The organism is Vibrio sp. M260121 (assembly GCF_036533715.1).
Lineage (GTDB): Bacteria > Pseudomonadota > Gammaproteobacteria > Enterobacterales > Vibrionaceae > Vibrio.
Map to the genome: position 1 here is coordinate 91,586 of NZ_JATABF010000004.1, position 20,636 is coordinate 112,221.

17 protein-coding genes and 1 riboswitch are annotated in these 20,636 nt (G+C 46.5%); of the genes, 8 read left to right on the forward strand and 9 right to left on the reverse strand.

The genetic code is table 11. The annotated features are described in order from the left end of the window. Nucleotides 1-56 precede the first annotated feature (56 nt). The 3 genes from QTO06_RS04130 to QTO06_RS04140 form a co-directional block, all read right to left on the reverse strand. Nucleotides 57-1,697: a GMC family oxidoreductase gene (locus tag QTO06_RS04130; protein ID WP_331406960.1), complete on the reverse strand. Its 1,641-nt coding sequence runs from the start codon at nucleotides 1,695-1,697 to the stop codon at nucleotides 57-59. Further along, entirely contained in the window at nucleotides 1,684-3,249 is a 1,566-nt protein-coding gene (locus QTO06_RS04135; protein WP_122019116.1) for a long-chain-fatty-acid--CoA ligase, read from the reverse strand. Before QTO06_RS04135 ends, QTO06_RS04130 begins: the two co-directional genes overlap by 14 nt. 81 nt (nucleotides 3,250-3,330) lie before the next feature. Further along, nucleotides 3,331-4,821, reverse strand: a complete 1,491-nt coding sequence (locus QTO06_RS04140; RefSeq protein ID WP_122019113.1) for a coniferyl aldehyde dehydrogenase — start codon at nucleotides 4,819-4,821, stop codon at nucleotides 3,331-3,333. A 165-nt stretch (nucleotides 4,822-4,986) separates the two neighbouring features. Here QTO06_RS04140 and QTO06_RS04145 point away from each other — a divergent pair, with 165 nt between their 5' ends. Beyond that, nucleotides 4,987-6,015, forward strand: a complete 1,029-nt coding sequence (locus tag QTO06_RS04145) for an AraC family transcriptional regulator (protein ID WP_038889178.1) — start codon at nucleotides 4,987-4,989, stop codon at nucleotides 6,013-6,015. A 77-nt stretch (nucleotides 6,016-6,092) separates the two neighbouring features. Here the strand turns inward: QTO06_RS04145 and mukB are convergent, their stop codons facing one another. Genes mukB through cmoM form a run of 4 tightly spaced genes read right to left on the reverse strand, consistent with a single transcriptional unit; the run spans nucleotide 6,093 to nucleotide 13,396 of the window. After that, complete coding sequence (mukB, locus tag QTO06_RS04150; RefSeq protein ID WP_331407002.1) at nucleotides 6,093-10,556, reverse strand: chromosome partition protein MukB; 4,464 nt, start codon at nucleotides 10,554-10,556, stop codon at nucleotides 6,093-6,095. A gap of 2 nt (nucleotides 10,557-10,558) precedes the next feature. Next, entirely contained in the window at nucleotides 10,559-11,284 is a 726-nt protein-coding gene (gene mukE / locus QTO06_RS04155) for a chromosome partition protein MukE (RefSeq protein ID WP_005532796.1), read from the reverse strand. Further along, nucleotides 11,265-12,602 carry a chromosome partition protein MukF gene (gene mukF / locus QTO06_RS04160; protein WP_331406961.1) on the reverse strand — a complete coding sequence of 446 codons (1,338 nt, stop codon included), beginning with the start codon at nucleotides 12,600-12,602 and terminating at the stop codon, nucleotides 11,265-11,267. The genes mukE and mukF overlap by 20 nt, the downstream gene beginning before the upstream one ends. 2 nt (nucleotides 12,603-12,604) lie before the next feature. Continuing rightward, the gene (cmoM, locus tag QTO06_RS04165) at nucleotides 12,605-13,396 is read right to left on the reverse strand and encodes a tRNA uridine 5-oxyacetic acid(34) methyltransferase CmoM (RefSeq protein ID WP_331406962.1); all 792 of its coding nucleotides are present in this window, start codon (nucleotides 13,394-13,396) and stop codon (nucleotides 12,605-12,607) included. A gap of 114 nt (nucleotides 13,397-13,510) precedes the next feature. On the opposite strand from cmoM, the gene elyC reads away from it, so the two are divergent. Then, nucleotides 13,511-14,317 carry an envelope biogenesis factor ElyC gene (gene elyC / locus QTO06_RS04170; protein ID WP_331406963.1) on the forward strand — a complete coding sequence of 269 codons (807 nt, stop codon included), beginning with the start codon at nucleotides 13,511-13,513 and terminating at the stop codon, nucleotides 14,315-14,317. A gap of 115 nt (nucleotides 14,318-14,432) precedes the next feature. Here the strand turns inward: elyC and torR are convergent, their stop codons facing one another. Next, nucleotides 14,433-15,146 carry a two-component system response regulator TorR gene (gene torR / locus QTO06_RS04175; protein WP_009707096.1) on the reverse strand — a complete coding sequence of 238 codons (714 nt, stop codon included), beginning with the start codon at nucleotides 15,144-15,146 and terminating at the stop codon, nucleotides 14,433-14,435. 233 nt (nucleotides 15,147-15,379) lie between these two features. Here torR and torD point away from each other — a divergent pair, with 233 nt between their 5' ends. The 6 genes from torD to QTO06_RS04205 all read left to right on the forward strand — a co-directional run bounded on the left by torD (nucleotide 15,380) and on the right by QTO06_RS04205 (nucleotide 19,685). Beyond that, complete coding sequence (gene torD, locus QTO06_RS04180) at nucleotides 15,380-16,027, forward strand: molecular chaperone TorD (RefSeq protein ID WP_331406964.1); 648 nt, start codon at nucleotides 15,380-15,382, stop codon at nucleotides 16,025-16,027. A 274-nt stretch (nucleotides 16,028-16,301) separates the two neighbouring features. Beyond that, the gene (locus QTO06_RS04185; RefSeq protein WP_020195002.1) at nucleotides 16,302-16,451 is read left to right on the forward strand and encodes a hypothetical protein; all 150 of its coding nucleotides are present in this window, start codon (nucleotides 16,302-16,304) and stop codon (nucleotides 16,449-16,451) included. A 20-nt stretch (nucleotides 16,452-16,471) separates the two neighbouring features. Next, nucleotides 16,472-17,476, forward strand: coding sequence for an HTH-type transcriptional repressor PurR (purR, locus tag QTO06_RS04190; RefSeq protein ID WP_005441667.1), 1,005 nt, complete (start codon nucleotides 16,472-16,474; stop codon nucleotides 17,474-17,476). A gap of 285 nt (nucleotides 17,477-17,761) precedes the next feature. Then, nucleotides 17,762-17,851, forward strand: a riboswitch (cyclic di-GMP riboswitch). Nucleotides 17,852-17,967: 116 nt separating this feature from the next. Next, nucleotides 17,968-18,558, forward strand: coding sequence for a TfoX/Sxy family DNA transformation protein (locus tag QTO06_RS04195; RefSeq protein WP_331406965.1), 591 nt, complete (start codon nucleotides 17,968-17,970; stop codon nucleotides 18,556-18,558). 120 nt (nucleotides 18,559-18,678) lie between these two features. Then, nucleotides 18,679-19,368 (forward strand): TVP38/TMEM64 family protein, encoded by a 690-nt coding sequence (locus QTO06_RS04200; protein ID WP_005441662.1) that lies wholly within the window; start codon nucleotides 18,679-18,681, stop codon nucleotides 19,366-19,368. Beyond that, a complete protein-coding gene (locus tag QTO06_RS04205; RefSeq protein WP_020195004.1) occupies nucleotides 19,368-19,685 on the forward strand; it encodes a putative signal transducing protein in 318 nt (105 codons plus the stop codon). Before QTO06_RS04200 ends, QTO06_RS04205 begins: the two co-directional genes overlap by 1 nt. A gap of 37 nt (nucleotides 19,686-19,722) precedes the next feature. Here QTO06_RS04205 and QTO06_RS04210 read toward each other — a convergent pair whose 3' ends face one another. Next, nucleotides 19,723-20,526: an alpha/beta fold hydrolase gene (locus QTO06_RS04210; protein WP_005441659.1), complete on the reverse strand. Its 804-nt coding sequence runs from the start codon at nucleotides 20,524-20,526 to the stop codon at nucleotides 19,723-19,725. Nucleotides 20,527-20,636 lie beyond the last annotated feature (110 nt).

Consider the following 20,636-nt stretch of genomic DNA (forward strand, 5'->3'; position numbering starts at 1 on the left):
AAAAAGCCGAGACTGTAGCCCTACAGCTCGGCTTATTTCATTCTGCGATAGGCGGTTTATATCGAGGCAGCCGCTTGCTCCTCAACACTCTCATCTAGGCGATAATCCGCTTTAATGATATCCGCTACTTTCTCTGCAATCATGATGGTTGGCGCATTGGTGTTCCCACCCACCAGCGTCGGCATGATAGAGGCGTCGACAACTCTCAATCCAGCCAAGCCATAAACCTTAAGCTCGTTGTCGACCACAGCTAGAGGATCCGTCTCCGTTCCCATTTTGCAGGTGCCAATTGGATGGTATTGAGTATCCGCACGATTGCGGATGTCCTGCTCAATGGCGCTATCATCGCAGGCATCAACCGGATAAAAGTTTTCGCCGCGAATCTCTTCGAACGCTTCACTTTCTAGCATCTGATGTTGCTTCTTCCAACCTTTGATCATGATTTCCATGTCTTCGGGATGACTGAAAAACGCCGGATCAATCAGCGGTTCATCATAAGGATTCGTGCTGCTGAGTTTGACAGTGCCAATACTCTTTGGACGCAATAACGTCACGTGAGAGCTAAAGCCATGACTCATGTGCATTTTACGTGCGTGGTCATCAACCACTGCGACAACAAAAACAAACTCTAAATCTGGGACCGTGACATCTTCATCCGAACAGAGAAAACCAATGCCCTCAGCAAAGTTACTGCTCATTTTACCGTTACGGTTTTTCATCCATTGCGGTAGCGCTTTAGTCATTTCCGTTGCCATTTGCAGCGAAACACCAAAAGTATCGCGCTTGGCCGAGCATCGATAAGTGTGCACTAGATCGATATGATCTTGTAAGTTCTCACCTACTCCGGGCAGTTCGTGCACTTGATCAATGCCGTGAGCGACGAGATCTTTCTTAGCACCAACACCTGAGAGCATTAGGATTTGCGGCGAGCCAAATGCACCTGCAGAGAGAATCACCTCTTTGTTGCACCTGATCTGAAAGCTGTGTCCTTTCAAACCGTATTCAACACCGATCGCTCGTTTACCTTCAAACAATACTTTGTGCGTTGTCGCCTTAGTGATAACGGTCAGATTAGGTCTATTCAGGTTGGGCGTCAGATAAGCTTTAGCAGCACTGCATCGCTCGCCATTGATTTGTGTTACTTGAGTTGGCATTACGCCCAGTTGCTCGGCGCCATTGATGTCCGAATTACGTGGTACACCGATTGACTCACACGCTGTTAAATAACACTCAAGGATCTCACTTGGCGAGCGTAAGTTAGCGACATTAAGCGGACCACCTTGCCCATGGAATTCATCATGATGAACTTCGTTGTTTTCCGCTTTCTTGAAGTACGGCAAGCAATCTTGATAGCTCCACCCTTCATTACCAAGGCTTGCCCACAAGTCATAATCATATCGGTGACCTCGGGCATACATCATCGCATTGATGGAACTCGAACCACCGAGTGTCTTGCCCCTCGGCTGATAGCCTTTACGACCATTCAAGCCTGCTTGAGGAACCGTTTCAAAACCCCAATTGTTTATCTTGGTCGGCATCATGGCAACCACACCAACGGGCGTATGGATGAAAGGGCTTGAATCTGTGCCACCCGCTTCCAACAAACAAACGGTGACATTAGGATCTTCGGTGAGTCGAGACGCTAAAACACAACCAGCTGAACCGCCACCAACGACGATAAAATCATACTTGTCCATTTTCGACCTCCACAACGTCTAAAGGATGAAGCTCTCGTTTTAAAATCTTGCCAGTTGCTGTCATCGGCAGTGCTTTACGGATAAAGACACGACGTGGGTACTTGTAATCGGCCAGTTGCTCACGACACCACGCGATCAGAACATCGGGGCAACAATGCGCATCTTGATGAAGCACGACATGGGCGTGTACTTCTTCACCTAGGCGGTCATCATGCTCACCAACGACAGCCACCATCTCTACATCGGGGTGGCACATTAAGACTTCTTCAATCTCACGCGGATACACGTTGTAGCCACCGCGAATAATCATGTCTTTGACGCGGTCGACGATAAACAAATTGCCGTGCTCATCCACACGTCCAATATCACCAGTCAAGAACCAACCATCACGTAACGCATCGCGGGTTGCTTCTGGTCGTCCGTAATAGCCTTTCATCACACTCGGGCTTTTTATGCAGACTTCGCCTAATTCCCCAACGGCTTGGGCGTGTCCTTTTACATCCGCAATCTTAATCACGTAGCCACACAAGGGCTGTCCAACACTCCCCGGTAGTCGATCACCATCAATATGATTAAATGTCGCTACTGGCGCGGTTTCTGACAGCCCATAGCCTTCCAACACTGGAAGCTCGAAGCGCTGTTCAAACTGGCGAATCACTTCTACCGGCATAGAGGCACCACCCGATACACCTAACCGAAGGCTATGTTTCACCAATTCAGAATGCTCCGGAGATTGCTCACCTGCTCTTAGCAGTGCGATATACATGGTTGGCACACCAGCGAACACGCTGACTTTGTGCTGGATAATTTGCTCAATCACGAACTTCGGCTCAAAGCGTGGAATCAAGACCATGGTAGAGCCTGTCAGCACACTGGCATTCATCATCACGGTTTGCCCAAAGCTGTGGAATAGCGGCAAGGTCGCCATGGTTGTATCGCTGTATTCCAGACGCATCAGGTACTGGGAGGACATGGCGTTGGTTAGCATATTGGTGTGAGATAGTTCAGCTCCTTTCGGCTGCCCTGTGGTACCGGAGGTATAAAGGATCACTGCGGTGTCATCACCATTTCTCGTTACCGATTCGAAACTGCCGTTCTCTTCAGCAAGCCAAGCGTTAATAGCAAATTCTCCTTCCTCGCATTGAGCAGAGAGCGAGATAAAATATTCGCACTGCTCGGCCTGAGAAAATCCTTGCCTGCCATAGCTCCCCATTGGTAATTCTTCGCTTCCTTCAAAGCAAAAGTACGCTTTAGCATCTGAGTCATTGAGGTGATACGCAATCTCACGGCCTTTAAACAGCACATTCAAAGGCACGACCACACAGCCTGCTTTTAAAATGCCGTAATACACCATGGGGAAATAAGTGATGTTTGGACAAGACAGCGCGACTTTATCTCCCACTTGGAGTCCCAGTCGTTTCAAGTTGGCAGCTATGTTGCCTGCGAATTTGTCGAGTGAAGCGTAGCTGATTTCATCATCGCCCATCCTGAGCGCCACTTTTGAAGGAAAGAGCGCAGCACTGCGCTCCAGATTGACAGCAAGGTTATGCATCCATGATCTCCTTTGGTCGCAAGGCAGCCAGCGAGCACTGGCTGCTGAAGATTCTTTGTGTAGAGAGGTAAGAATTAAGGGTTACGAGTGCTTGTTTAAGTCTGGGTCGGGTTTGCCTGCAAATACACGCAGCACCAGCTTTTGCACCATGTTGCCGTAAGGCGGTGCAAACAATTGGATTGGGAACCAATCGCGCATTTTGAGCACTGTGCGCGCGTGGCTGAGTTCGCGGAAACCTTCTTCACCATGGTAGTTGCCAATACCTGAGTTGCCTACACCACCAAATGGCACAGAGTGATTAAGGACATGCCATCCCCAATCATTGATAGTGACACCACCACTGTGGGTCTGAGTAAGCAAGGTTTCACGTTGTTCTGAGTTGTTGCTAAACAAATAGCAAGCCAGTGGTCGAGGTCTTTGGACGATATATTGAATCACTTCGTCGATTGAGCGATAAGTATGAACAGGCAATAGAGGGCCAAAGATCTCTTCTTGGCAGATACGCATTTCGGGAGTCAGGTTGGTCGCGATGTACAAGGGTGTTTTTCGCCCTTCACCATAATCTAAGCACTGGGTAACCGTTGCCCCCTTCTCGCGTGCATCATTGAGTAAGTCATGGAAGCGTTTGTGCTGTGCATCATCCACCAATGCGGTGTAGTCCTGATTGGCTTTAATTTCGCCGTACATGTTCTGATGAGCAAGCTTTAACGCTTCAACAAAAGCCTCTTGCTTACCTTCCGGCACAAAGGCGTAATCTGGCGCGATACAGATTTGGCCAGAGTTAAAGCCTTTGCCATGGGCGATACGCTCTGCTGCTTTCGCAACGTCATAATCATCAAATACCACCACGGGTGATTTGCCCCCTAGCTCCAAGGTCACTGGAGTAAGATTGGCAGCAGCGTTAGCCATGATGATCTTGCCGCTTGCTGGCGATCCAGTGAACACTAGATGATCAAAAGGCAGATGAGAGATTTCCATCGCCTCTGGATGATTCCCCTCAACAATGCGGACCAAGTTGTCTGGATAAATTTCAGCGAGCATACGACGCAGCTGTCGAGTCGTCTCAGGGCAGTTTGGTGGCATCTTGATCATGCAACGGTTACCTGCCGCTAACGCCGTGATCATCGGGCCGATGGAAAGATACAGAGGAAAGTTCCAAGGACAGATAATCCCGACCACGCCTTTCGGCTGATATCGAACTTCCAATTTATTGCCTTTGAACAGCCACTCAGTAGGTCTACGACTTGGCTTCATCCAGCTTTTTAAGTGACGGACAACGTGGTTGATATCGAGGATAGGAGCAAGTATGTCAGCCATAACAGACTCGGTGTGACAACGACCTCCAAAATCTTGGCTCATTGCTTGTGCCAATACATCTTGGTATCGAGAAAGTTGCTTCTTCAGTGCCAACAAACGATGCTTTCTCACCGCATAGCTCGCTGCTGGTTCTGCTTGATAAGCGGCTTGTAACTCAGCAAACCACATTTCAAGTTCGTTCACTGTCGAATCATTAGTAGCAATCATTCCTTGATCACGCTGTACATCCGTATCTTGCTTAGCCAGTACATTCATGTTTCTCTCCTACTGTGCAATTTATTCAATTACAACATTTTGATAACATGAGGCACAGGTTACAAAAAGACAAAAAACGGTGATATTCGGACAGCTTTGAGACAAGCATGACTGAATACCATCGGAATAACCGCTAGGATCGATCCGAATGTAAAGGGGGCAATGATGGAATACACCGCAGTTTATGAGCCAGATACCGAATCCTGTGGTGTTTTGGACTTGCAGCTACTCACACGCTACCTTGAGCCCTCTGTGAAAGTGGAAACATTACTTGAAGGCAGTGGCATTAGTGCCCCCGAACTTTATGCCCCGGACACACACATCACCCTCGCACAAAAGCTGGTGATTTTTAGCAATGCCCTCGCCCATTCTGATGAGCCAGGACTGGGGCTTGAAGTAGGACAACAAGCTCGTTTTAGTGACTTTGGTGTACTTGGGTATGCTGTGTTTAGCAGTAATACCTTGCTCGATGCATTAATGATGGGCTTTAAGTATCTTCGGCTTGCAGGGCCGGTGTTAAAGAAAAAAATGTGGGTGGAAGATAACTCAGGATACTTTCGAGCTGAGCAACTTATCGACCTACAATCCATTTTGCCTTTTTGCTGTGAATATTGGTTCGCGGCCATTCAAAGTTTGTGTGAAGAGGTGATGCAAAAACCTTTTCCCTCAAAATTGATTCGATTCCCTTATCCGGAACCTGAACACAGCGAGCTGTATGAACAAGTCTTCCATTGTAAAATAGAGTTCAACAGCGACCGTTTGGAATGGCAGTTCGATGCCACCAGCTTGTACGATCCGCTGCCAGCGGCGAATCCTATGACGCTGCAAATGTGTTTGAAATCTTGTGATGAAATGCTGGCCAAAGTAAGCGGTCATGTCAGTTTAAAAGAGAAGATCACACAGATGTTTCTCGAGCGGCCAGGTTGTTATCCCTCCATTGAGCAGTTGTCTGCCGAGTTGGGTATGTCTTCAAGAACGTTGCGACGCCACCTTAAATCGGAAGAAAGCAGTTATCAGCAGATCCTTGACCATGTTCGCTTTCACTTAGCGCGCCATTACTTGGCTTCGACACAGATGAGTGTCGAGGAAATCTCTGAGCGTATTGGCTTCTCCGACAGCGCAAATTTCCGTTGTGCCTTTCGTAAATGGAGCGGCAACTCACCAAGGCAATATCGACAACAAGTCCCTCAGTGATAAGTTTGTCTTTCATCAGAGCATAAACAAAAACGCCCGCAATCATTGCGGGCGTTTGGTTTTATTAGATTCGGAGTTTACGATTCAAACTCTTCAATCATCTCTTGCGCTTCGGTCTTAGGCTTGTCTGTTTGACCAAAACCGCGCAGGCCTACTACGTGTACGTGTTCGTGGTCTTTAAACACCTTACGCACCAGTTTGTAGGTCGTACCTTTCTCTGGGCTGATGTTTTCTGGTGCCGCGATAAGAAGCTGCATATCCAGACGGTCACACAATTCGAACAACGTCGCGATCGATTTCGCATCCAGACGCGCTGCTTCATCCAAGAAGAGCAGACGACAAGGCACAATGTCTTTACTGCGTAGACGGCGAGACTCTTCTTCCCAGCTTTGCACTACCATCAGTAGGATTGACTGACCGGTACCGATCGCTTCACCTGTTGATAGCGCGCCAGACTCAGCCTGTAGCCAACCATCTGTACCACGGTTCACTTCTACACTTAGCTCTAGGTAGTTACGGTAATCCAGTAGCTCTTCACCCAGAACCTGAGGAGAACGTTGACCCATATCGATGTGTGGGTTCACACGTTGGAACAGTTTCGCCATTGCTTCAGAGAAGGTAAAGCGAGTCGATTCGAACAGATCTTTATGCTGCTCTTGTTGTGTCGCTAAACCGTTCAGTAGCACTTCGTGACTTTCACGGATCTTCACGTTTAGACGTACGCCCTTCACCTGACCGAACGAGATGTTCGACAAGCCTTGGTTCAGCATACGAATACGGTTTTGCTCACGCTGAATCGTCTTCTTGATGATGCTCGCTACCGACTCAGAGCTGATCGCTAGGCGGTTTTCACGTTGCGTTAGCTCTTCCGTTAGACGCGCTAGCTCTACTTCCATCTCTTCGATCGCTTCAACTGGATCATCAGTACGGATGATATCCTGACGAATACGCTCACGAAGATGTTGGTAAACAGCAATGTAGAACAGAACTTTACGCTCTGGACGTGCGTTGTCTTCTGATAGACGCAGCGCATCACGCAGGTCGTCATTGTTCGCAACCGCTAGACGCAGCGCACCCAATGATTTATCCGACATCGAACGCAGTTCATCCGCAGACATGTAAGCCAGTTCACGCTTGTGCAGACGACGCTCAACATCGTTCTCACGCGCCAGACGAAGTACTGAGCACCAGCCAGCTTTCGCTGCAACAACGAAGGTACGCAGCTCAACGTATTCTTTCTGAACTTTCTTCAGACGTTTCGCCAAGCCTTTCATCTCTAGTTCAGTAGAGGTGATCGTGCGCTCGTATTCGCTCTTACGGCTACGAGACGTGTGTAGACGCTCATGCAATTCATCACGACGACGCATTGCACGCTCTTCTGCACCTTCGTCAGCGTTCACGCCAAACTCTTGAAGTTCTTGTTTGAACTCTTGAACCGTTTCCAGTTTCGCTTGGTGTGAACTCTTCAGAGAAGCCAATACTTGGTTGTATTGGTTCATTTGACCTTGCGACTGTTTCAACTCTTCACGAGAGCGTGTACGCATTTGTTCAGCTTGAACCAATTTCGCTTTTAGCTGCTCGCTCAGCTCACTGCTCTTGTTCAGTAGATCTACTGAATCTGAGTAAGCGAAGTAGTGACGACGCTCAACGAGATCTGAAAGTGCAAAGATTTGCTTCTTAAGATCTTGTAGCTGTTCGTCTGCCGCTTTGTATTCTGCTTCTAGCGCATCGAATTGCTCTGGATCGGCATCTAGGGCAACCGCTACTTTTTCCAGCTCCGCTACCGCTTTCGCGTGGTTGGTTAGGAACGCTTTTGCTTCTGAAAGTTGGGCGATTTTCTCTTCCAACTCATCAAAGCGCGCTTGCAGCGACTCATCTTCAATCAGCGCCATATTTGGTGCTAGCTTGTCTAGAGAAGACAACGCTTGCTTGCTGGTTTGAAGCTGAGAACGTTGTTGTTGCTCTTTCGCATCCAGATCAGCCAGTACGCGGGCAATGTGGTTACGCTTGTCACGGATGGTTGCCAGTGCTTGCTCTGGGTCAGCTTCGAATGCTACTTGAATGTGGCTTGCCACAAACTCGTTGAACGCTTGGTACAGACGCTGCATCTTTTGCGAATCGAATGCTGCTTTCGCGTGCTTCTCAACTACTTCTTCACGTTCGTTACGTAGTAGATCTAAACGCTGCTCACGTGCCGCACGACCAAACAGTGGGATTTCAGGCAAGCGAGAGTAACGCATTTGGCGCTCGTTCATACGAACGCATACCGCGCCTTCTAACTCTTCTGCATCGAATGAACTGTCATCAAAGGCATCGATGTCACCTTCAATGATGTACAAGTCTTCTGGACAGTCGTCTAGCTCTACCAGTTTCTCTTCGATACCAGATAGGTCAGATACAACGATAGCGTGACGAGCCGGGCCGTACATCGCACTGAAGTAAGGCGCGTCATCAATCGTGATGTCATCGTAGATCTCAGACAGCAATACGCCGCCTAGTGTATCTGCCAAACCTTTCAGGCGAGGGTCGTTTGAACCACCAGGAGAAGCAAGACGCTCAATCTCAGTGTCAAGTTGGCTGCGTCGCTCTGCCAGTTTGTCTTTCGCCAGAGAAAGGGTCTTCTCTTGCTCAAGCACCACTTGCATTTGGCTCATGACTGACTGGCTATCTTCTAGCTCAGCGCCACTTTGCTCACGCAGTTTTTCTAGTGCATCGTTCGCCGCAATCCAAGTTGGAGCAATGGCTTCTAGCTTGTTGATTTCCGCTGCTGCATCTTGCTCTAGACGACGCTGTTCGCTGCGTTGCTCACGCACGTCTTCTTGCGTCATTTCTAGCGAGTCGATTTGCATCGCGTGACGGTCACGTTCTTGTTCAAACGTGATTTCGTCAGTCAATTCAACATGGAACTGCTTCTGGTATTCGTTGACTAGCTCACGCGCTTGACGTTGCTGGTTAAGGCTACGTTCAAGGTCACGGTGCTGTGCACGCCATTGCTGTTCGTTTTGCGCAACTTGCTGAGATTCACGCGCTTTAGCAATTGCGGTTTTCGCATGTTCAGACGCGTCTTTACGCTCAACTTGACCAACGATACTTTGTACCAGTTTAAGCGCGGTTTCGAACTGCTCTGCTGCTGCAGAAGACATGTCCAGTTTGTGCTTAACCGATAGCAACGCGTTGGTGCTTTCTGATTCTTTGCTCTTAAGCTCAGAGACAAGCGCTTGTGCCGATTCTGCTGTTAGGCTCTCATCGCCAAGTAGTTGCTTCGCTTTTTCCAGCGCTTGAACCGCTTGTTGATACTGAAGGGCGCGAGTTTGTTGAACGTCGAGTGCTTGTTGGTAGTCCGCCAGTTGCGTCTTAAGGCTATCCACCTCTTCTTCCGCAACGGTCGCTTGCTCTTCCACCATCATCACGCGTTCTTGCGCTTCTTCCACTACCATCATTTGTTCTTCAAGACGCTCACTTAGCTCTTCAAGATCTTCTTGGTAGCGTTCGATCTTCTCTTGCTGACGCAGTGCGTTTTGCACCAGTTGCAAGTGATCCGAAGCCGCTTGGTAATCTTGCTCTAGCGCAGATTCCGACTCAACCAACAGTTCTAGTTCTTCTTGAACGCGGTTAAGCAGGTTGTTTTGCTCGACAAGAGTTTCGCGAGAACCGAACAGCTCTGAACGCAATGACAGTGTTTTATCTAGCTTGTTACGACGATCATTCGCGTGACGCATGTAGTCCGCGGCCACATAGTTAGTCGACTCTGTGATCAAGTGTTTGAACAAGTCACGGTCGGCTTGCGTGGTTTTGATCGCTTCTAGCGTCATGCGGTTTTCACGCAGTGCTGATTCCATATCTTGGAATGCTTTCTTCACGCCGCCGTTTTGTGGCAGAAGGTAATCACGTAGCGAGCGCGTGATTGCACTTGAGATACCACCGTAAAGCGATGCTTCGATCAGGCGGTAGAATTTAGAGCGATCACCAGAGTTACGCAGTTTCTTCGGAATCACACCGAATTCGAACATCTGTGCGTGGTAATCCACGATAGAAGAGAACGCTTTGAATTGAACACCTTCAAATTCCGCGATCGATTCTTTTACTTCGTTGATTTGACGTACACGAGCTTGAGTCGCTGATACGCTTTCAATCAAGATATCCGTTGGTTTCACATGGCTTGGAAGGCCTTGGATAACAAACGGTTTGATGTCTACTTTCTTATCACGGCCAGCAACTTGCTGCAGTTTAACTGCGAACAATAGGCGTTGGTTACGTGAGTTCACCACGTCTAGCGCCGCATAACACGCGCCCGGCTGTAGCTTACCGTACAAACCTTTGTCGCGAGACGATTGGCTGCTGCCCGCTTCTGTCGTGTTACGGAAGTGCAGTAGCGTTTGGTCAGGAATCAATGCGGTGATGAACGCCGCCATTGTGGTTGATTTACCTGCACCGTTACCACCTGATAGCGTGGTGACCAGACCATCGATGTCAAACGTGCGGGCAAAGAAGCCGTTCCAGTTGACCATGGTCAGCGATTGGTATTTACCGCGTTCAATCATGCTCATGCTTCACCCTCTTCTGTTGTTTCTTCTTGGGCTTGGTCGTCTTGATCTTCTTCAGACAATAGGCTGCCTTGGCTTGGCTCTTTGGTGTGCACTACTGCTTCACCATCACGGATAAGACGCAGTTGCGCTTCACGCATATCATCGCCAACACGTACATCGGCACCAAAGCGGAATACCGCTTCACTGATGCTGAATTTACCTGTTTCACCGATGTTGATGATCATGCCTAGACGACGTAGACGACGAAGTGACGTACGTACTTTTTCAAACAGCTTTTCTTTATCAAGGTCAGAACCGGTAGCACGGTTCGTCACCAGCTTCATCAGCTTGTTTTCATCTGCTAGAGCAAGCAGTTCGTCGTACAGCTCTTGGTTAGTGAAGATGCCTTCGTGCGCAAGACGCTCTGGGCTTAGGTAAAGGAAACACAGTACCTTACCCACCAGCATATCCAGTTCAGAAAGGACACTACGGCCAATCAGAGATGTTGAACGTGGACGAAGGTAGAAGAAACCTTCTGGCGCTTTCACCAATTCGGTGTTGTAGCGTTGGTAGAAAGAAGAAAGCTCAAGTTCGAAATCCGACAACAACGCGTGGTTGTCTAGATCTTCACTTGAGATATGACGCCCTGCTCGAAGCATGCTGTCTAGCGCTGGGAACAGAGGGTTAGAAATTGCTTTTGCCAGATTCTCTGACATGTATTCATTAGTATCGGTCGATGACATTCGCTTGTACCTTTGCCCCAAATTCGTTGATTGCTTTCCAGTCTGGCTGAACAGCTTGGTAGTCGGATTCTGAGTAACCCAGACGTACCGCCTGATCAACGACAATGCGAGCTAAATCAAAGTGATGAGTGTATGGGTGTTGTGCAAGGTAATCTCGCAGAACCACGCTCAAGTCGATTGGTGAGCCTTGATCTTTATGCGCTTTCAGCATGTCACCAATTCGCTCTGCCAACTCATCATTGACTTGTTGAAACTCTTCGTATTCTACTTCCATCGGAACTTGACCCGTTACCTCGTCATCACGCAGTACTAGGGCTTCATCACGAAGGTCAGAAAGCCTTTCCGCATCTGCATAAGTCAGATACCAAGGCGCATCGAAGTAATCTTTGACGGATTGACGCAGACGCGAGCTAAACGCACGGTTCTTATCCATATCAATGGCAGTACGGATAAACTTGTGTACGTGTCGGTCGTAACCAATCCAAAGGTCGATCGCTTGCTGACCCCAGCTTGTGATTCGGTCCAACTTCATTTGCAGACCAAACAAGGCTTCTTCGATGAACTCAAGCTCAGGATCGCCGTAAACAATTTCTTGAATATCTAGGATCTGAGTTTGCAGTTCATCACTGGCAGCTTGCAGTGTATCTTGAAGTTCACGCAACGTGCTAGACGTTTCTGACAGTAGCGCTTCACAGTTGTTGATCGCTTCACGCCAGTCTTTGTTAAGCAGATCAGCAATCTGTTGTTTTACAGACTGTTGTTGCTCATCCATCACACGTTGGTTAAGGTCGATTTGATCGAAGATCTCGCCTACAGAATATTTCAAAATTCCGTAAACGTTTTTCTTCCAGTGGCCCGGAGTGCCACCCTTTTGTGCCGCTTCAATCGCTTTTGCCATTTCATCCGCTACCATCGATAGCTGGATAGAAAGACGCAGTTTCGAGAACTCGCGATGACGCACGTAGTAGTCGGTAATTCCTATCGCTAATGGCGACAAGCGGTAAATGCTCGCTCCGTCAGTAATCTCACTGACAAAACGGCTCATCAGACGCTGCTTAACCATCTCGTTGATGGCATTGTTCGCACGGAAAGCCGAAGCTTCGCCGGTCTCATCAAAAAGTCGAGTGACGATGGCAAATGCGTCGTGCAATTCACCTTCACCCAATTCTTCATCGAACCTTTCATTACTTAGTACAGCGATGGCAATCAAAAATGCCAATCGCTCAGTGGTCAGGTTCAACGAGAAATCGTGCTGCTTAACCCAGCCAACCAACTCATCGATTGGTTGCTCTGCAGCATTGAGAGTCATCTCACTCATCGTTATTCCTGTTTATCGTTCTTCTTAGCCCACACGTGAATGTAGCGGCCTAATGAGAGGTATGGCTCTTGTCGACAAAGTTGTTTTTCTAGCGCCAACACATCTTCAAACTCGTAATCGCCCATGTATTGCATATTGCCTATGTAATCACTGAAGGAACGAATACCAGATTTGCCACAAATACTAAAACCAGAATCTTCTATCCATTGATAGACCTCTTCGGGTTTTAGGCCTTTCTGTGGCTGTAGTTTAAATCTTTTCCGGTGAGGCATGCCGTCTAAAATATGAGGAATGTTGCCACAAACCACATTTTTATAGACTAAGCCGTGGTGGTTATAGAACATAACCGAAGCAATGCCCCCCGGCTTGACCTGTTCCAAAACGGTCTCGAGTGCGGTTTTCGGGTCGACCAACCACTCCATGACGGCATGAAACATGACAAGGTCCACCTGCGTTTCCATATGGTCACCAATGGATTGGACAGGTGAATGAATCAGGCGATACTGCTCAAGCAAACCGTTTTTTTCAATATCCTGCTTTGCTAGTTGCAGCATTTCCGAAGATAGATCACATAAAGCGACATGATGTCCGAGCTGAGCAAGCTTTTGCGACAATTGTGCTAACCCACCACCCGCATCAAGGACTTGCAGGGCTTGATGGTCGGCGTCTAATTCACTTAGAATCTGTAGAAAATCTTCCCACACAATGATTTGGCGGATCTCCCCTTTATCGGAGCCGTAAATATTTTTTGCAAATTTGTGGGCGATATCGTCGAAATTGCGGTCTTCTGTCACTTCTGCTGAGTTATCATAACGGATTGTGCCGCTATTCTGTCACAAGGAAAGCAGGAATAAAGAGGGTTATCCTCATTTTTATTATCAATTGATGTTTTTTCGGACTATTTATGTATGTTTGAGCTGAAAAAAGTTATGTCAGCCTTGTTGATGCCTCTTCCGGCATTGTTAATCATAGGCTTGTTAGGTCTTGCTCTCATTAGTTTTACCACAAAACGTAAAACTGGCTGCTTTGTTGTTCTATTCTCTTTCGTCGGCATTTTTCTTGTTGCCTTCCAACCTGTTTCAACCAAGCTGTTAATGCCTCTTGAGCGCGAGTATAAAGCGTTTTTACCTGTTTCTGGTACCGTTGACTATGTCATGGTGCTCGGTAACGGACATGTGGTGGACAATGAGATCCCGCCCACTTCTCAATTAAGTCGCACAGCACTGATGCGACTCACCGAAGGCATTCGTATTTTGCGTATGTACCCAGGTGCAAAACTCATTCTGTCAGGCTACGCTGGCGGCTCTGAAATAAGCCATGCTCGTATGATGGCGAACGTTGCGCTTTCTCTTGGTGTGGCCAAATCCGATATCATTTTGTTGGAAGACGCGAAAGACACTTGGGAAGAAGCACGCCAAGCGGCAGCCTTCGTAAAACAAAAAGATATTGTGTTAGTGACTTCTGCTAGCCACATGAAACGTGCTTTGTATGAGTTCAACGCTGCGGGTATTAAACCCATCCCCGCACCAACGAACTTTATGGCGATTGATGATATCGAACAGCCATGGCAAAAGTACGCACCGAAAGCTCGTTACTTAGAGCAAACGGAATTGTACTGGCATGAGTATCTTGGCGGGTTATGGCAGAAACTGCGTGACAACGTAGGACAAACGCCAATGGTTGAGATAGAAGAGCCTGAAGTCGCACAACCTTAATTGCTGCCTAGCAAAAACGTTGTCGCTAATAAAGCTTATCGTTAGATTGTCTTTACAGAAATAACAGATACAAAAAAGGAGAGCCGATGCTCTCCTTTTTCTTTATTGCGATGATTTAGTCACCTGCAAACATGTAGCCTTCACCGTGAACGGTCACAAAGATTTGTGGGTTCTTTGGATCAAACTCCATCTTAGCGCGCATGCGTCGAATCAGTACATCGATAGTACGATCGTTTGGCGCATCCACTCGGTGGCTGATCATATTCAAAATACGCTCGCGGCTTAGTACCTGATTTGGGTACGAAGACAGTGCCACCAATAGCTCATATTCCGCTTTGGTTAGTTTCACTGGCTCACCGTTACGGCTTAGAGCACGACGTTGAATGTCAAACGTCCACTCACCGAAGCGCACAATGTGTTCTTCATTAGTGTCGTTCGCTGTCTTTTGCGAACCGCTACGTGCCGCTGAAATGCGCCACAGCAAGTTCTTAACGCGAACTAATAATTCCCTTAGTTCAAAAGGCTTTGTCACATAATCGTCTGCGCCCATTTCTAGGCCAACGATTTTGTCAATGCTATCCGTGCGTCCTGTCACTAATATGATGCCGATATCTGATTGGCTGCGTAATTCACGCGTAAGCATAAGGCCATCTTCGCCAGGCAAGTTAATATCCAACATGATCAGGTCTACATCGCCACTTTGAAGCACTTCGCGCATTTCTGCCCCGCTCTCTGCTTCACTAACTTTGTAGCCTTCATTTTGGAAATAGCCCGCAAGCTTACTACGAGTTACTACATCATCTTCTACGACTAATACGTGATAGCTCATTTACACCACTTTCTGTCTTTTTTATTTTCCAAGACGTATTCTATTCATAACTAGTAACATTTCTAGTCATAGATACATTAAAAAGCAAGATTTTGCGTTTTTATTGATTCAAAGCAAGCTTATTTACAGCCATTCATAAACGCGCATATTTTCCCATAATGGATAACAATTATAGTTACTGCTATTCATCTTAATTGTTTACACTTAGGGGATAACCATTTAGGAGCAAAAAAATGCAAGAAGTGAAAGCTTTTAACGAGAAACGCGCAGAAATCTATTGGTGGTTTTCTAGCCTGTTCGCAAAAGAACTGACAGAGAAAGAACTAGAAAGCTACCACAGTGTTGAAATTCGAAGCTTTTTGGCTGGCCTTGGTGAAAATGAGTCATTAAAACCAGCTGTGGATACCCTTGTTGATGCACTTAACCGTCTGCAGGATCGTGAAGACGCACAACTTGAGTTGGCAGCAGACTTTTGCGAGCTTTTCCTTAAGACAGAAAAGCACGGTGCACTGCCTTACGCCTCTATGTACATTGGCCAATCTGGCCTGCTAAACGATAAGCCAGCAGAAGAGATGGAAAAACTGATGGCAGAGTTTGGCGTGCAAGTTGATGAAAACCTGAAAGAGCCAGCTGACCACCTAGCGGTAGAGTTGGATTTCTTGGGTAATATGATTATTCGCTCTAACGAACTAGAGCAAGAAAAGCACATGGAAGAAGCGTTCGACAAGCAGAACGATTTCATCCAACAGCATCTTTTGACTTGGCTACCTCAGTTTGCTGCTAAATGTAAGCAGTTCGACGAATTTGGCTTCTATATTAGCGTTGCGCAACTATTAATTGCATTTTGTAAACTGGACAGCACCTACCTTCTTGGTGAATAATTGCCGCCTATTTTAGGGAGCCTGCTATTTAGGCTCCCTATTTTATTCGTTTAGTTTTAATCTGGCTTAGAGAATCCCAACCAATTTAGCCGTGAAAATGTGACCTCAAGGGCACAAAACAACCGCTGAAAATATTGCCAGCCTGCCCACATCAGTCTAAAATGTGAGCGCAAACGATTAAATATGATTTATATGTAAACCGCTGAAATATAGCGGTTTTTGTGTTTTCTTAACATGATTGCTGACTAATTCCTCACTTATAAAAGAAGGGAATATGAGTATCAGCAACAAATGTTGCTACAAATCTTTTTATACCGATTCGGAACAACCACTGCCAAATATCTCAGCAATGCCCTTTCTTGCAGTTGCTCGGTTTGTGCAAGACCCTAAGCGTATGGTTGTCTTCACTCACGGTATTCAGTAGCTCGATACAGGACATCATTTATGGCCACTATTAAAGACGTTGCTCGCTTAGCCGGCGTTTCTACCACAACGGTTTCGCACGTAATTAACAAAACTCGCTTTGTTGCAGAAGCAACCCAAGAAAAAGTAATGAAAGCGGTTGATGAACTAAATTACGCGCCAAGCGCCGTTGCTCGTAGCTTGAAGTGCAACTCTACTCGTACTATCGGTATGTTAGTTACTCAATCAACCAACCTATTCTTCTCTGAAGTCATCGATGGTGTTGAGAGTTACTGTTACCGTCAAGGTTACACTCTAATTCTTTGTAACACGGGCGGTATCTACGAGAAGCAACGTGACTACATCCGCATGCTAGCTGAGAAACGCGTAGATGGCATCCTAGTAATGTGTTCTGACTTGACGGAAGAGCTAAAAGAGATGTTAGACCGCCATTCTGACATTCCAAAAGTTGTGATGGACTGGGGCCCTGAGAGCTCGCAGGCAGATAAGATCATCGATAACTCGGAAGAAGGCGGCTACATCGCGACGAAATACCTGATCGATAACGGTCACACTGACATCGCATGTTTGAGCGGTCATTTTGAAAAAGCAGCGTGCCAAGAGCGTATCGCTGGTTACCGCCGAGCAATGGCGGAAGCAAACCTAACGGTTAACGAAGATTGGGTTCTTGAAGGTAACTTCGAATGTGATACTGCTGTACTGGCGGCAGATAACATCACAGCAATGGAAAAACGCCCAACAGCTGTCTTCTGTTTTAACGACACAATGGCGCTAGGCTTAATGAGCCGCTTGCAGCAAAACGGTATCAAAGTACCGGATGATGTATCCGTGATCGGTTACGACAACATTGAGCTTGCAGAATACTTTTCTCCACCGCTAACGACTATCCACCAACCAAAACGTCGTGTGGGTAAAAACGCATTTGAGATCCTTTTGGAACGCATCAAAGACAAAGAACACGAGAAACGTGTGTTCGAGATGCAACCAGAGATCGTTGTTCGCAACACGGTTAAGAAACTAAACTAACCTCATCTGCGAACTCATTTTATAAAGCGCTCTTATGGGCGCTTTTTTAATATCTAAAAATAACTTTCCCTTAATATTTCAGCTCAAGAATACAACCTTAAGCTTCGATAAGTTGCTGTTTTAATTAAGGTGTAGCCCATTTCCTACATCAAGCTTTTGTATGACAAGTAGATGCTCAGCAATATGAAACAAAACACATCAACTTAGCGCTATTAACTGAACCAAGATCACACTTTTGTGTTTGAAACGTGATGTTAATTCAATATACGAAGTATTCTCAAAGAGTCACGCACAGGGCAAACCATTCGAAAGGGTGGGACGCAAAGCCTCCGGCCTGAACCATCTTATTAGATGGAAGGTAGCGGGGTTACCGATGGCAAATATGCATTAAGTGAGTTTACCCTTTAATGACATTGTGTCTGCATGCATTTGCTAATCTCTCGGACCTGATTTTTGGTGGCGTAATATTAATTACACCGAGATAACACATCATGGATAAACCGATACTCAAAGACTCAATGAAGCTGTTTGAGGCACTTGGTAATATCAAGTCGCGTTCAATGTTTGGCGGCTTTGGGCTCTTCGCCGATGAAACGATGTTTGCACTAGTTGTGAACAATCAACTTCATATACGAGCTGACCAACAAACTTCATCTGACTTCGAGACTCAAGGACTAAAACCGTACGTCTACAAGAAACGTGGTTTCCCAGTCGTTACGAAATACTACGCTATTTCTGATGATCTATGGGATTCGACCGATCGCTTGATTGAAGTTGCAAAGCAATCTCTAGAGACTGCTAAGCAAGAGAAAAAACAACAAGCGAGCGCCAAACCTAACCGATTGAAAGACCTTCCTAATCTACGCCTTGCAACTGAACGTATGTTGAAGAAAGCAGGCATTGACTCTGTCGAGCAACTAGAAGAAGAAGGTGCCCTAAACGCTTACAAAGCAATCCAAGATACGCATGCCTCTACGGTAAGCCTTGAATTGTTGTGGGCGCTTGAAGGCGCTATCAACGGTACACATTGGAGCGTCGTACCTCAGTCTCGCCGGGAAGAGTTGATGAGTGCTCTCTCGTAGAGCAATCATTTCAGCATGACATTGAGTAAAAGCCGCAGTTTTCACACTGCGGTTTTTTTTTGAAATTTTTTCTTACTTCATTCTGTCTTATTATTTAAGAAGCCAAACGGAGCCATTGATATGAATAAGAAACTGATTTTAGGACTGATCCTACTCGCGACCATCATCTTTTTAGGTGTCAACTTCGGTCAATATTTAACGCTAGAAAACGCCAAAGCACAGCAACAAGCGTTAAACAGTTTCATTGACCAAAACTTCGTGTTTGCCGCCGCAACCTATTTCTTCGCTTACATTGCTATCACCGCTTTTTCTATTCCTGGTGCTGCGGTTGTAACGCTTCTTGGTGCAGCCTTATTTGGTTTTTGGACGAGTTTATTGTTGGTGTCTTTTGCCAGCACAATCGGCGCAACCATTGCGTTTTTAAGCAGCCGTTACCTGTTGCGTGAATGGGTACAAAGCAAGTTTGGTAATAAGTTGAATGCCATTAACCAAGGTGTAGAAAAAGACGGTGCTTTTTACCTCTTCTCACTACGTTTAATTCCGGTATTTCCGTTTTTCTTGATCAACTTGTTGATGGGTCTGACACCAATGTCAGTCGCACGATTCTACCTAACCAGCCAAATCGGTATGTTGCCAGGCACTGCCGTCTACTTAAATGCAGGTACACAGCTCGCCACTATCGACAGTCTTTCAGGAATTGTGTCACCTACCGTATTAGCGTCGTTTGCTCTGCTCGGCTTGTTCCCAATCATCGCAAAATGGGTTATGAATAAAGTTCGCCCAGCCCAAGTTCAAAACGGAAATGCTTAATGAAGATATACATCGCTAAAAATCCTGCAGAAGCTCATATCGTCTGTGAGCTTCTCAAAACCGAACAGATAGCTTGTGAAGTAAGAGGTGAGGGAATGTTCGGCTTAAAGGGTGAGTTGCCGTTTAGCGATGATACAGACCCGTATGTTTGGCTTTTACATCCGGAGCAGAAACTAAAAGCATCTGCCATTGTTGAAGATTATCGTCAACAAGCGGAATTGACTTATCAAGACTGGCAGTGCCCACAGTGTTCAGAACAAAACGAAGGTCAGTTTGGTGCGTGTTGGCAATGTGGATATCAAATAGGGGAGCCATAACGGCTCCCCTACTCTTTTGCTCTCTTCGATAAATGCGTTAAGCCGCTAGACTCTGCTGCTTAATAAACTCGATGGAATGTTGGTTAAAGTCATCGGGCCTTTCTACATTGCACACATGTCCACAATCTGGTATTTCTCTCAGTACGCTCAACTTATGCACCGCGACCATTTCTTTCACTGGCTTGATGAACATGTAATCTCGGTCACCCATCAAATACAGCGTCGGAATAGGTAATTCACGATCTTTGAAATATCTCATCAATGGGTTCACATCTGCCGCCAAAGTAAACCAACGCTTAAATTCTTTTTGGCATAGCTTCTTGGCTTCGCGAATAAACAAGTGCCTTGATTCACGCTGGTTCTTCTGCGGCATAACGATATAAGCAAACAACTTGTACAGCCACATGTAAGGAAGGATGTGTTTACCAAGGTTCCCCAATTTCACCAGTATCTGTGAGCGAGTATTTAAACGAGTGACTGCGCCACCCAGCACCATTGAGCGAACACGGTCTGAAGCCAGTTCAGCCAAGTTACGCACAATAATAGTACCCAAGGACATACCGACAAAGTGTGCTGATTGGATCTTAAGGTGATCCAACACTTTTAAAATATCCTGAGTAACAGCGGTAAAGGTATAGCGACTAGTAATCAGTTCTTTCAACAGTTGATTGGACTTTCCGTGACCTCGAAGATCGATGAGCAACAAATTGAAATGCTGCTTATACGCTTTGATTTGCTTAAACCAGATCGAAGAACTGCCACCAGCACCATGTACGAAAACAACCCACTCATTACTGGTAGGGTGCAAATAGGTTTTGTGGAAAAGAAGTGGCTGAGTCATGTATCAGTACGAAAAACACTTTTTGTGAAAGGGAATGGATAAATGCTACCACACTCCATAAGGGTAAGATAATAAAGGCACCTCATTCGGTGCCTTTCGTTACACTTTTT